Origin of the sequence: uncultured Gimesia sp. (assembly GCF_937910335.1) — a bacterium.
In the GTDB taxonomy this organism is placed as follows: Bacteria; Planctomycetota; Planctomycetia; order Planctomycetales; family Planctomycetaceae; genus Gimesia.
On sequence record NZ_CALEMX010000096.1, the window covers coordinates 1 to 13,666 of the forward strand.

The 13,666-nt window shown below is 46.4% G+C and carries 9 protein-coding genes and 1 pseudogene; 6 read left to right on the forward strand and 4 right to left on the reverse strand.

Going from position 1 to position 13,666, the window contains the following annotated elements; translation table 11 throughout:
* Positions 1 to 627, forward strand: a pseudogene (gene fusA, locus Q0668_RS03805) (elongation factor G); the annotation flags it as partial.
* Between the two features lie 110 nt (positions 628 to 737).
* Here fusA and Q0668_RS03810 read toward each other — a convergent pair.
* On the reverse strand, positions 738 to 1,670 hold the full coding sequence (locus Q0668_RS03810; RefSeq protein WP_298860085.1) for a dihydrodipicolinate synthase family protein: 933 nt from the start codon (positions 1,668 to 1,670) through the stop codon (positions 738 to 740).
* A 165-nt stretch (positions 1,671 to 1,835) separates the two neighbouring features.
* Between Q0668_RS03810 and Q0668_RS03815 the strand changes: the two genes are divergently transcribed.
* The 3 genes from Q0668_RS03815 to trxA are packed head-to-tail and all read left to right on the forward strand — an operon-like array spanning position 1,836 to position 4,158.
* Positions 1,836 to 2,741, forward strand: a complete 906-nt coding sequence (locus Q0668_RS03815) for a triphosphoribosyl-dephospho-CoA synthase (RefSeq protein WP_298860087.1) — start codon at positions 1,836 to 1,838, stop codon at positions 2,739 to 2,741.
* A complete protein-coding gene (locus tag Q0668_RS03820; protein WP_298860089.1) occupies positions 2,734 to 3,237 on the forward strand; it encodes a 6-pyruvoyl tetrahydropterin synthase family protein in 504 nt (167 codons plus the stop codon). Before Q0668_RS03815 ends, Q0668_RS03820 begins: the two co-directional genes overlap by 8 nt.
* Positions 3,238 to 3,294: 57 nt before the next feature.
* A complete protein-coding gene (gene trxA, locus Q0668_RS03825; protein WP_298860091.1) occupies positions 3,295 to 4,158 on the forward strand; it encodes a thioredoxin in 864 nt (287 codons plus the stop codon).
* Between the two features lie 11 nt (positions 4,159 to 4,169).
* Here the strand turns inward: trxA and Q0668_RS03830 are convergent, their stop codons facing one another.
* The 3 genes from Q0668_RS03830 to Q0668_RS03840 form a co-directional block, all read right to left on the reverse strand.
* A complete protein-coding gene (locus Q0668_RS03830) occupies positions 4,170 to 5,324 on the reverse strand; it encodes a hypothetical protein (protein ID WP_298860093.1) in 1,155 nt (384 codons plus the stop codon).
* 1 nt (position 5,325) lies between these two features.
* The gene (locus tag Q0668_RS03835) at positions 5,326 to 7,503 is read right to left on the reverse strand and encodes a hypothetical protein (protein ID WP_298860095.1); all 2,178 of its coding nucleotides are present in this window, start codon (positions 7,501 to 7,503) and stop codon (positions 5,326 to 5,328) included.
* A 69-nt stretch (positions 7,504 to 7,572) separates the two neighbouring features.
* Complete coding sequence (locus Q0668_RS03840; RefSeq protein WP_298860097.1) at positions 7,573 to 9,051, reverse strand: MotA/TolQ/ExbB proton channel family protein; 1,479 nt, start codon at positions 9,049 to 9,051, stop codon at positions 7,573 to 7,575.
* Between the two features lie 172 nt (positions 9,052 to 9,223).
* On the opposite strand from Q0668_RS03840, the gene Q0668_RS03845 reads away from it, so the two are divergent.
* Both Q0668_RS03845 and Q0668_RS03850 read left to right on the forward strand, forming a co-directional pair.
* Positions 9,224 to 9,406, forward strand: coding sequence for a hypothetical protein (locus tag Q0668_RS03845; RefSeq protein ID WP_298860099.1), 183 nt, complete (start codon positions 9,224 to 9,226; stop codon positions 9,404 to 9,406).
* A gap of 222 nt (positions 9,407 to 9,628) precedes the next feature.
* Positions 9,629 to 13,642 (forward strand): hypothetical protein, encoded by a 4,014-nt coding sequence (locus tag Q0668_RS03850; protein ID WP_298860102.1) that lies wholly within the window; start codon positions 9,629 to 9,631, stop codon positions 13,640 to 13,642.
* Positions 13,643 to 13,666: the final 24 nt, after the last annotated feature.

Here is a 13,666-nt window from a genome sequence, read left to right on the forward strand (position 1 = left end):
AAAAAGCAGACTGGTGGTTCCGGTCAGTACGCTCACGTGGTTGGAAAAATTGAACCGATGCCTGTTGAGAACAATGGTGATACCTACATATTTGTCAACAAGGTTACTCAAGGACGTATTCCCAAAGAATACATCCCTGCCGTTGATAAAGGCTTTAAACGGGCGCTGGTAAAAGGCCCCCTTTGCGAGTGCGAAGTGGTGGGTGTCTCAGCCACGCTTGCCGATGGTAGTTACCATGATGTTGACTCTTCGGAAATGGCATTTAATGTCGCTGGATTCAACTGTATGCGAGATGCACTGAAGAAATCGAACATGGCACTTTTAGAGCCCATCATGAAACTGGAAGTAGAAGTTCCTGAAGAATATCAAGGCTCTGTTTCTGGCCATGTAGCTCAAAAGCGTGGTGTAATCAACACCTCTGAAACCAAATTGGGAACCAGTGTTTTCATCGCGGAAGTACCTCTGGCAAATATGTTTGACTATGCCAACGAACTACGCTCCATGACACAGGGTAAAGGGGGATTCAGCATGGAATTCTCCCGCTATGCCCAAGTACCACGAAACATTCAGGAAGAAGTGGTAGCACGTCGCCTGAAAGAAAAAGAAGAACGACTGGCAACTGCCTAAGGCGCGTCCCTTTTCATCATAGCGGCTTCAATAGTGATATACTGACTCTGAAGACGCTATTATAAGCCTGGACACAGTCTTGTTCTGAAGCATACCAAAAAGGCCCCGTTTTACGAGACGGGGCTTTTTTGTTGCGCTAATTTTGCTTCGGCCTGTAAAACAGGTTCCATCAACTGACGAATCTCCGTTTCCTGCTCAGAAGTCAGAGTCCGCTGAGGCGGCCGCGGTGGACCGAAGTCAGCGCCCTTCAAAGTAATCGCATACTTCAGCATACTGATATTAAAACTGTCTCCTGCTCTAGCCCGATAATCTTCAATCGGCAGAATCAGTTGTTGAATTCGCATGCCTTCAGAGTAATCACCGGCAGCAAAAGCCGCATGCATTGCCAGAGATAAATGCGGGCAAATATTCCCGGCTCCACTGGTAAATCCACCAGAACCAGCCAGCATATAATAGGGTGCAAAACGTTCTGCGGAACCGCAAATCCATTCCAGGCCATGTTCATCAGCGGTGACCGTCGTCCGGAACTGATGCATTTGGTTCACCGAATATTTGACTCCAATCGATCGCTTATCAGCGCCTAATTTCAAAAGAAGTGCATCACTGGGAATATCAGATTTTTTGTAGTACAGAGTCGGGCAATCTGCGGCATCCATCACACTCAGATAATATTCTTCAGCGCCACGGTCACTCATATACGGATGAGCGAAGGGCATAAACATAATCCCCGTGGCACCGGCTTTCATGGAATCAATGGCCGTCTGACAGGCGATGCCGACCTGATACCCAATCGGAGCAAAAATGAGTGCATCCGGACCCGTGGCTTCACGGGTAATTTTTACCAGTTCCACGATTTCCTCTGGAAGCAGGCTATGAAATTCACTGGTACCCGCACCGGGTAGAAAAACGCGCATCCCTGCTTCATATAACTTAGCCGTGTGAGTTGCTTGTGTTTCGACATTAATTTGATCGTTCTGATCAAAAGCCGTCAAAGGCACAATATGTACGGTTTGCAGTTGCTGGTTCGTTATTGGAGAGCTCATAAAACAATTCCTGTTACCTGGGCAGATCATGATGCCAGAGACTTCATTTCCCTGGGTCCATCCTGCAAAATTAAAACGCCAAACAGAACCTCAGCAGGATAATTAAGATCCTTTACATACTGTTGTACGCGGAAACCTGCTGGTCATCAATCTAACAGACCCCCTATGAGCAAAAATAATCGACAACTCAAAGACTTTATCTACCGGGCGTGCCTGATGGAAGTAACCGCCAGAAAACCGGGAAACGTACACCCTGAGGCCGCTTTTCCCGATTTAACTTATGCCGATTTTGTGAAATCTGCTGCGGTGATTGCACCGATTCTAGCTGAGATCGAACCGCACAAAATTGGCTACTGCATTAAAGAATGTATCAGAGAAACCCAGCAAGTCAGTTCCAGCAACTCCAATCTCGGCATGGTACTGTTACTGGCTCCCCTGACGGCCATCCCTCGCAATAAATCGATCGCAGAGGGGATTCACGAAGTTTTGCAGCAGTTAACGATTCAGGACGCGATAGAAGTTTATGAAGCAATTCGAATGGCTAAACCGGGTGGCCTGGGAAAAACGGAATCAGAAGATATTTCCAACGAACCTACGAGCACACTCCGTGAGGTAATGTGCCTGGCAGCCGATCATGATTCAATAGCCAGCGAATACGCGAATAATTTTGACATCACACTAGACTCGGCAGTACCAGCCCTGCAAACGTTCTGGAGTCAATGTGCAGACTGGGAAGAAGCCGTCATTCGGTTGCAGCTTCGATTAATGTCTGACTTCCCGGATACTTTAATCGCACGAAAATGTGGCATCGAAGAGGCACAGCAGTCTGCCGTCTATGCAGCTGAAGTTTTACAAGCCGAGCAATTTGACTCAAGTCTCGCCCCGTTCGATTCCTGGTTGCGATTCAAGGGGAATCAGCGGAATCCGGGCACAACAGCAGATCTGATCGTCGCGGCCCTGTTCGTCGCTCTGCGGGATGGTTTTATTCCCATGCCGGAGTTAACTACAATACTGAAACAGGTTCCCACACATTTGGTACCCGACTCGAGGATGACAACGGACTATGAATAAACCCGCCCTCTACAAAGTACGCGTGACCAAAGACCATCTGGTTTTTAGTGCCGCACATTTCATTACATTCAATGGAAACATTTGCGAGCGTCTGCACGGCCATAACTGGAGAGTCGCTGCCGAACTGACCGGGCCCCTGGATGAAAACGGCTATGTATTTGACTTCATCGCGTTAAGAGATCAATTACAGAAAACTGTCGATACACTGGATCACCGCGTCCTGCTTCCCACACAACATCAGAAGATAAAAATTTCGGAAGAGCATGATGAAATTCAAGCGACTTTTGAAAAGCGACGCTGGGTTTTTCCCAAAGAAGATTGCATTTTGCTGCCTGTTGAAAATACCACCGCTGAATTAATCGCGCATTGGATTGGCCAACAACTGCTGACTGTGATAGGATCGCATGCTTCAAACCAGATTGAATCAGTACAGATCGAAGTCGAAGAAAATTTCGGACAATGGGCGATCTGCCAGCTTCCCGTTCCCCAGTCCTGAGCCCGTGAAATTCATAAATCAAAATACAAATCGCTGAACCAGTCAAGGAATCTACAAATGTCTGCCAATTCTGCATGGATCATTGATATCACTGAAGAAAACTTCGAAACAGAAGTGATTCAACAATCTGCACAAACACCGATTGTAATTGATTTCTGGGCGCCCTGGTGTGGCCCCTGCCAGCAATTGGCTCCGATGCTGGAGAAACTGGTCGAGGAATTCCAGGGAAAATTTCGACTTGCCAAGATCAACATTGATGAACAACAGGGCTTAGCGGCTGCCTTCCGCGTCGAATCCATTCCGACTGTTGTCGCCTTTCAACACGGACAGCCCGTGGATAATTTTCAAGGAATTCTTCCCGAAGAAACATTGAGAGAATGGATCACACGCTTGATCCCTTCCCCGCTGGAAATTCTACTGCAGGAAGCACAGGCGGCAGAAGAAACAGATCCCGCTCTGGCAGAAACCAAGTACCGTGAGGCTTCCGATCTCGATCCCGGAAATGACGCGATTCAATTACGGATGGCAGCAGTTTTGATTAAACAGTCGCGATTTGATGAATGCACTAAAATCATCAGTAAGCTGGAAGAACGGGGGTTTCTGGAACCGGAAGCGGAGCAGATCAAATCTCAACTTGAACTACAGGCGGCATCCGATGAAGCGGGTGGAGTTGAACCAGCCAGAGCTGCTTTAGCCGCAGATCCGGAAAATGCGGACTTAAAAATTGCATTGGCAGATGCCTTAGCCGTTTCAAACAAACATGAAGAAGCACTTGAAATTTGTCTGGCACTGATCGAGCAGGATAAATCGGGAGCGGGTGTAGAAGCCAAAGCAACCATGCTGAAAATTTTTGACATCCTAGGCCCTCAGTCGACACTGACAAGTGCTTACCGCAGAAAACTGGCAACGCTATTGTATTAGTTCGCCACTACTCACTGCCCGGCGGATCGAGTTCCTGCTGGAGAGCCTGCGATGGGAACACCAAACGGTAAAGGACGTCCAGCGACCTGATAACCCAGAGAATGCGCGTGCTTCTGTAAGGATCGATAGAGTTCAAAACTATCAGGATAAACCCAAAATGTGAGTGTTGAACCTCTCCCTATATCAGTCAACGTCTGGAAAAATTGCGAATGAACCTGGAGTGCTGCAGCCTGAGTCTCGCTGGGTACTTCATCATCAGTTTCGATTTCCCACTTGGTAACACCTACTCGGAAACCACCGCTCCCGCCATTTCTTAACTGATCGATCGCTGAGAGCACCTGCCGCTCAACTACATAGTTCATTGTATATCCACGAATCGGGCCCACTTTGCCATGATGCTCACGATATTGGGCCAGCCATTTTCCTCGTTTGATGACCTGATCTTTCAAATCCGCGAGTAGTTCGTTGATCGGCACGTATGACACTTTATTCTCAGAGAGTAAAAAATGCCACTCCTTATCTGTCACCAGCTGACTAACGGGGGTTAAGCGGTGCTTCAGTTCTTTCACTTGATCACGGGGGGCCGAAACCAGCCGCGATTGCGATACAACCCGCTCTAGTTCTTTTTGCGTTTCCTGCTTAGAGTCAACCAGACTTAATAACAGTTGAGACTGCTGATCTAAAAGTTTGCTTTTCAGATTAATCTTCGAATTTAGTGATTGCAGCTCCCCATTAATGGCCCGTTTTTGATGTGCTAATTCCTGGACACCTGACTCACGACTTTGCATCACCTGATCTATTCTGGCAAGCTCTCGTTCCAGTTGCTTTAATTCCTCAAGTAATTCCGCCGAGGGTTGTTGATAGATAACTTTTGGTTTTTGAGGAACAAACGGCTTCGGCTCGGGTTCTATTAAAGTAAGTGCAGGCGCTTCTGGAATCGGAAGCTCTGTTTCGACCGGGGAAGGAAATGCCGCTAAATCGGCATCAATGATCTCGGGTTGTAGAGCCCTGACTGATTGATTCTCAACCACCGTTACAGGAGCCTGACTCATCCGGACTCCAGCGATGACAATCAAAATAATCAAAATCCCTACGATATTGGCTACGATATCCAAAAAGGAATCGGAACCAAAACCAACTTCTCCCGATTGTGTGCGGCGGCTCATATTATTTCTCCACCTCAGTACTGAGAGCCGAAGACACAGGCAGGGGTTCCAGCGTAAATGTCGATTCTGTCTGGAGCCCCATCTTCTGGGCTGAACCTTTTAACCGTTCATAATATTGATTGCCACCAGGACTGATTGTGAACTGAATGGTGGGTACCCAGTAGAATCCTTTTGGAGCAGGTCCCCAGGAATTGACATACTGATCCATTACAACAATCATCGACTGCAGCAATTCTTCCTGCGAGACTCCCTGGTCTACTTTGATAAATTTATCATTGCCGACCAGAATGCGATCCGCGCCAACGTGAACAGTAATTTCTCTCTCGAAACCAATTCCTGAACGCGATTGTTGCCACTGTCTGTTCTTTGCAGATTTAATCTCTGAGTGAGCACCGCCTGCCTGTTGGCTACGATTCAAAGATAATGAACTCGTATTACCGGCTCCCGAAGCAGACTGTCCGGGTGGAACCCCTTTCAGACGGTTTCGCGATTGATGACTGCCAGCCTGTTGCTGCGAGGAGTTTGACTGAGTCTGTTTTCTCTGGTCACTGAAAGAATTTTCTATCACACGACCTGCTGAGGACTGTGAATTGGAATCAGGCTTGCCAACTTGCCGATCTCGAGATTCTGTGACTCTGTTTTCCCGAGAACCTTCCAGTGAGACCAGATGCCGCTCTGCCAGTTCCTGCATTTGTTCGCGATTCATCACTTGTGCCTGTTTCACTCCCGTACCCTCTGCTGCTCTCCCACCCGGCTGTTTTCTTAGTTCTGAAAAATCAAACACTTCAGCCGTTTGACGACTGCCAGGTACACTTTTTAATCCCACTGGTTTTTGTTGTGAAAGACCATTCTTTTTGCCCGAAGCAACTCCACGCAGATCTGAGGTACCATTCACTGCGTCTTCTTGTGCAACAATGTGTTTTTGATTGGCAACTTTTCTGAGGTATTCTGCGCGCGTCAACTGTTGTCGACGGGTTAATACATCACTAAAACGCGACTTGCCGGAAGACTTTGAATTACCATTCGCTGCCAGCTTTTCAGACGGGCTGGATTTACCAGAGCCTGTGCCAAACTCTTCTTCAGGTTCAATTACACGCACCATGCCCGTGCGTGGATCAAATTTTAACACGCGTCCTCTCGGGCTTGATCCACTCTGAGGCTGATGGAGCTGCGACACGAGTTTTTTACGTTCACTTAATACGCGATCCACTGCATCCCGACATACCTGCTCAGCTCTAGGATCTTTGGCTGGTAATGCAAAATCCCAGTCAGCATCAATCAGCTCATATCCTGAATCCTGTTTCAGATTATTCAACAGTTTTCTTGCGACATAGTAACCCACGCTTCCGCTGGGTCGGACCAGAATCAATACATAGGACTCCTGATTTGTGGGCTGATCTTTAGCCTTCCAGTATTGGGATAAAGCCTGTGTCCCCGCCAACAGCGGATTATATCCCGGGGTAAAATCCTGAAGATCATCGGGAGTCAGCGTAATTCCTTCCGGAAGAAACGTCAGTCCCTGATCGGTACATTCAATTAAGATAGGTCGTTTCGCTGTCCCGGTTTGACCATCATAGGGAATGATCGAATACTTACTGCGCGCTGTTTTTTGTGATTGTTTTTTCTCTTCCAGTTTTCGTAACTCTTCCTGAAGTAATTCTGTTGCACGCGATTTCTTGTACTTAACTTGATTCATTTTCTGAATGAGATCTTCATCTTTTTGCTGCAACATCTGAATTTGCTGCTTTGTACCCGCTAATTTATTTTCTGACTGACTCAACTCGTTTTTCAAGCGGATCAAACTCAGATTCTGTAATTTCAAATTCTCAAGACTTTTGGCTTTTCGCAGATTTAATGCTTTTAACTTTGCCTCTTGTTCCGCAGCAAGATTGATTACTTGAGGCTCAGGTTCGGAAATGACAGCAGGAGTTTCTACAATCGTCAAGCGTGGTGCCACTTCTTGTAGTTCTTCGATCTCTGCGGCAAATAACACCGGAGGAAAGAAATCGGCGTCAACCACTTCTTCCACCGAAACGTTTTGAACCTGAATGATGGCTTGCTGACGAATGCGGCGCGTGGTGACAACCAACAGGAATATTAATGCCCCCATTGCACAAATGAGAACCGCTAAGAAAGGAAATAGCGATACCGAACGTGCTTCCTGACCATGTCTGCTCATGAGTTAAACCGGGGAATTGACTTCGTTCAGAATAAGTTTATAGAGAATCACAATTTTCAAATATTGCAATCACGCTGCATTATTTCTACTGGATCGCGCAGTCAGTAGATGGACTGCGGCACTCAAACTGTGCAAGGTATCTTCAAATGTCTCGGTCGCACGAATTGCATCCAGATTTTCAGACAGTCTTCGCTGCAAGCCCACCAGATGTTCTTCCTGACCGACTATTTTCAACAAATTTTCGCTCTGAGAATTCAAGGCTTCCAACTGTAACGAAGAGACTTCTGAACTGTCTTTTAATTGTTGATTCCACTGCTTGACTTCGCCGGCAATCTCTTTCGTTGCCTGCTCAATCTGAGTAGTTTGACGCGTTTGAGCGGAAATCACATCCTGATGAACTTCATTCCAGATCTGAGCCAGATGCGTTGAAAACCGACTGTTTGATTCTTTCTGCGTGTCTTGCCAACGTGTCAGCATCAACTCAATATTTTCTGTCGTTGATTGATACGCAGATAAAAATTCGTTTCGAACAGATTCCAGCTGAGAAGAGTGGCTCCCCAGTGTATTTGACATTCCTTCCTGCAAAGAACTGTCAAATGATTCCTGTTGCCGTTCCATCACCTCAGACCAGCGAGCCCGTAAGGCTTCCAAACTGGTCTGCCAAAGCTCGGTTTGCCTCTGTATCATCTCTTCTGTGCGTAGAACTAATTGTTGAGCCGCTTCGATTTCCGCTGACTCCAACGGGCTAATCAAATTTTCTGATGCACTCAAACAAGAGGCAATATTTTGCAGACCAAATAATTCGATCTTCTCAAGCTGCTTTTGTTCCATCCGTTCTACGATGAATGTGGAAAAGACCAGCACCAGAGATAAACCCAATGCTAAAGCAGTCGTATCAAAGGCGACAGCCAATCCCCCGGTGACTTCAGAAAGTGAGGTATCCAGTTGATCCGGTGTCACATTCGCAATGGCAATCGTAATACCGATTACGGTACCCAGGAATCCGATGATGGGAACGGCCCAGGTAATTGTTCGGATGAGTGAATAGCTGGCATGCATCTGGTCGGCTGCAAGTTCTGCCAGATATTTTAAATGTTCGTCAAGATCCTGCACTGAGCGACGACCTTTGACATACGAGGCGATATCTTTCAGTCGTTTCCCAAGATAAGTCTCTCCAATCCAACTTGAAAGCGACTGCACTTGATCATTAAATACGTCGATCCGTTCACCCGTATCTTCAATTTCACCAATGGTTTCCCAGTCAATTTTCGTTTTCGTCAAAGACCTTTTCTGATTGAGCATGCCCATGCCCTTCACACCGATGATGGACATGCCAATGAAAAATAGCCCCGCTGTCGCGTACTCTAGAGGGTGACTGCAAAAGTATCGTTCGATAAGGGAGCGATACACGGGCAGATATGGTATCAGGGCATAAAATCCGAATGTGGTACCAATCCCCCAGAAAAGTGGAGACTTCAGGATTGCTTTTGAGAAATTCAAGAAGTGATCTTCTTTTTCACTTTCCGGCAGTGATTCCAAGTGTTCCATCTGTCTGTTCACATCCTTAAAGGTATGAGTGCACTATCAGAAATTCGGTTCAGGATTTGACCCATTCGAAACTCAAAAAAGATGCCATCCCCTGTGAGTATCATTGATCTTAAATGCAGTGAATGCTCTGTGAAGCTTGCCTGATTGCGGGTAGGGAATTCCTGCTTGACTTATGCGACTCACACAGGTCTGGCTTGATCCCGTCAATGGAAAGGCCCACAATAAAACTCACTTCCGTAATACGCATATTCCGTATAATCGTCATATTGTGACAACTAAGTTGAAGAAAATTCCGGCAGGAGCGGGAGAAGCCAGAAGTAATCGAAATTATCCATGCGAACACTACCTGGAATGAGTACAAGCTGCGAACCAGGAATTCTCTATAAACTGCTTTGAGATTAGCAGTTAGTAATTTCAAACGGGACCTGTTTTTTACAGAGGAACTTGAAAAAGTATAATAGATTCCGGGATTCAGTCTCGTGGGACTGTTCATGGAGGAAACAGGCTGTTTTACTGCTGACGGGCATCATTTTTCCAACTTTTCTTAACTCTGATTCCACGATCTACGTTTGCCAATATGAATGCATCGCGTAATAAAAAAACGGACCAGCAATCTTTGCCTGCCGTTGACAAGCACATCATACGAGAGATTCTGGGATATCTAAATTTCTCCAACGGAAAACCGGATTCCAAGTTCCGCTTTAACTGGAACCAACTCTTTTTCGAACTGGACCAGCCACCTACGGTTGAAATGCTGTTTTCGCTACTGAATTCGCATTTACAAGCGCTCAAAGGAACCTCCGGGGCGTTTCAGGAAATCAAGCAGGCAGAAAGTGTACTTCGGATCGCTTTTGAGGAATGTCTGCCTCAATACAAACGGCATCATCGTGACCTGCTATTTCATGTACCTGAGAAGGAGTTCTTACAACCCTATTTTCTGGCAGTTCTTTTCGAAGCCCTGCTTGAACAGGGAGGTCCGTGGGAACAGAACGAAGGCATCGTTTCAGCGAGTATTGATAAACTCAATGATTTTGTTGGATTCCGCCCTGTCGCTGTTCTTGAGAATGGCCGACAGATGCAGGTTTATTCTCATGAAAAATTCCGACCGATTCCTCTCTATATTCGCGATTGTGGCGTTGCCTCTGGTCCTTATCAACGTTTGATTGAACAGGCAATCAAAACACTGGAATCGACTCCCGGTGATCTGTTATATCAGGCGCATTTCGCACTCGACAAAATAGATGAGATTGCCATCGATCTACGAGCGCACGATCATCTGCATCCGGTCAACAAACGAACCAACTACATGTTTGGGGAATGGGACCCGCATGTCATTGACAACCAGGGTTACTATCGCCGCTTTGTCATTCGCAAATTGATTCTCGACTCCCTGTTAGCCTGGATCGATGAACATAAAGAAATTCCGCTTCAAGAGCGATTACAGGATGCCGCTGCTGTTTTGAGTGGTACGATGTTAATGGCTTCCTCCATCAGCGGCTCTGGTCCTGATACACACTCAGGTGATACCAGTTTAACTTCATTACTTCCTCAAGTTGCGCGACAGCGCGATGATTATTACAACCGATTATTGTCCTCGGCCACTGGGAAACGGGCAGAGCGGCTTGCAAAAGAAGCACAACAGTCACAACAACCGTTCGGCCATATCCGCCATTACCTCAATTTACATCTGGCACGCTATGGTGCGCAACAAGTGCAGCATCGACAGCTTTCACGAATATATGCGCGCATGGGTTTCTCATCCGCAGCCCGCTGTGAAGCTGCAGTCATTCCTTGCACGTCAGTCAGATTTGAGTGTGAGCTACAATGGAGGATTACAATGGTCCACCTCCATCTGGAACGGTATGAACTCGATCAGGCCTGGCAGCTTATTTCTGAAATTGAAGAACAGTTAACGCGGGGTATCGAATGTGGTGCCCTGATCGATCCCTGGAATATTCTGGGCTTTCAAGGACTATTTCCACTTTTCATTTCCCGCGAAGATAGTATCCCGGATCAGCGCAGCGAAGTTCTGCTCGATCTGATGGAAGAAATATTCTCTGCTTATTCAGCAACACTCAGTGAAGCAGCCGCTCAGGGAAACAATAAACTAAAACTTGAAATTTCTGATCGTTTTCAAAAGCTGGCGGAGAAATGGGATCGCTATGCTACAACGACGGTAGAAGATTTACCACACGTTAACGGGCAGGATTCATTCGAATCAGCGGCGCATGTTTCTCAAATCCTGACAGAGTGGAAAAACGGTGGAGAGTCTGTTGGCGATATTTCATTCTGGCGACAACATGTTGATCGATTTGAGTCTGCCAAGGCGTATGCACTCACAGTCGATGCACTCTTGCAAAAACGAGATCATGTTGCTGCCATCGGGCTGATCATGCAGTGGCTCAGTCAGGTCGATCAAACAGGCCTGGAATCCGGCCCCTACTCGATCCACGCCGTCCTGTTACAGTGGATGCGACAACTGACTTCGAAAGTCGAGTTCGAATCAATCAAGGAAAACAGTGATTCCATTCGAAAAATGTTCGACTATCTGGAAGCCAATGCTGCCGATTATTGGACGGTACCTCACTTCGATGCCATCTTGCCCGTACCCGATAATGAAATCGAAGACCCTTTTGAAATTGATCCAGAAGAACCAGATGAAGAAGATGCCCTGTTCGGTGCAGCTTATGAAGATGTAATATTCAGGGACAGTGCCGATGATGGTGTGCAAGGAGAAACGATGGACTCCGGATACTCTTCGAGTAATTCGGAAATTGAATCTATCAATCGTCAACTTGAGCCAAGGCTCAAATTTTTGAACACACTTTCCCAACTCTGGCAATTGTCGGCTGCTTTTTTCAGCGAAGTAAAGACAACAAGATTCCAGCATGAAATGGACTCCCCTACAAAAGAGAAATCCATTGAATTTGATCTGGAAACCAGGCAGTCAATCGAAGGCTGGATTCAACACGCCGAGCACCTGCAACAGGAGCTGGTAGTTCTGCTTAATTCCATTTGGAAATACCAACTCTCCAAACCAAGTGGTGACCATGATTCCAATATTGAATACGATCTGCAACTCCAGACAAAATACTACTTAATGCACGCTATCATTATTACGACCGTGAATTGTCGCTCTGCACGCTTAATGCTGCTTTCGACCATTCCACACTCTGAGTCTGAATCAGAACTCACAGAAAATGAAAGACTGCTTGTTTCTATCTACCGTGGAGTTCTCACACGCGATATCGAGTTGGTCAGAAAAGAATTTCCGGTCTTTTTGAGCAGTATTGTAGAAACTCCGCTGCTATATACTCCCATAGATCAGGGAGGTAAACCGAATATCGTATTGAAGGTGCGGTCATTACAAATGATTTTGCGTTTCCTGCTTTCACAGCTGCCCTGCCTGGGAATGCTGCGTGAAACCTGGCAGCTATTGAAAACCGCCTATCGCATGGAACGCTCTTCACGTCCGGAAGGGATTGCCGTCAGTGAATTTGACCGTCTGTTCCGAACGGGATTACGAAGTTCTCTTTCTGCCATCATTCGCTCATCTCATTCCTGGGAAACGGATCAACTGGATGATGAAATTCTCATCGAAATCTCCGGAAAAATAGTCGATAAATATCGAGAACAATGGTTAAAACACAGTCGCACCATGCGGCTCTCCAGCGCTGAAGCTTTGAACCAGGAATTTATCTGGATGGAAGTGAAACAGTTTATTGATCTGTATGGAGCTGACTTGTTTCATGCACAATACCTGACCCTGGGAAACCTTAGAGCGATTCTGCACAACGGCATCGAACAGTACCTGAATTATCTGATAGAGTCTCAAGACCCTGCCCGCCCGATGGCTCTGCTGGCTGATCTGGAAGAAGGTTCCATCGACATGGATGAAGCCGTTACCAATCTTAAAGTCATTTTCGAATCGGTCGTCGATAAATTTGACCGCTTCGTGGAATATAACAGCACGACCACCCAATCCGATTACGGAGAAATGTTTTACTGCTTATTGGATTTTCTGCGACTCGAAGCCGCCTATGAACGCGATGACTGGAAAATGGTGCCTTTACTGATAGCTCATAAAGTTCTGGCCCAACAGGACCGCAATGAGTCGGCTTTGATCTGGGAGGCTGTCTTCGAAGCGAATTCGGAAGAGATGTCGAAAAAACATTTGAAAAAACTGCATCAGACAGAATCTGAATATAAAATCAATCTCCCCTTAATATCAGACCATCTGAATGAGCGTTTTGTTAAACCTCTGGCTGTGAATCGAATGATGGCTCTGGTTCCCCGCGCGATGAAAGATGCCAGAAATGGCAATGAAGACTCAGCCGCGTTTTCGATTCTACAGGAAGAAATTGAACGTTACTTGGATTCCACAATTGGTTCCGGAATTGATGTGCCTGACTGGATGAGAAGTCTGGAAGATGAAATTGATCGACTGGATGAAAAAGTTACCAGCGACCACTATGACATTGAAACCGAAATCAAACTCTCTCCCGTACCGATGTCCCTTTCTGATATCAAAAAACAATTGAAGCTTTGGAATCAGCCGCTCGCTCGAAATCGAAAGAAAAAGAAAGACTGATCTTACTGATTGTCGTGTTTAAGA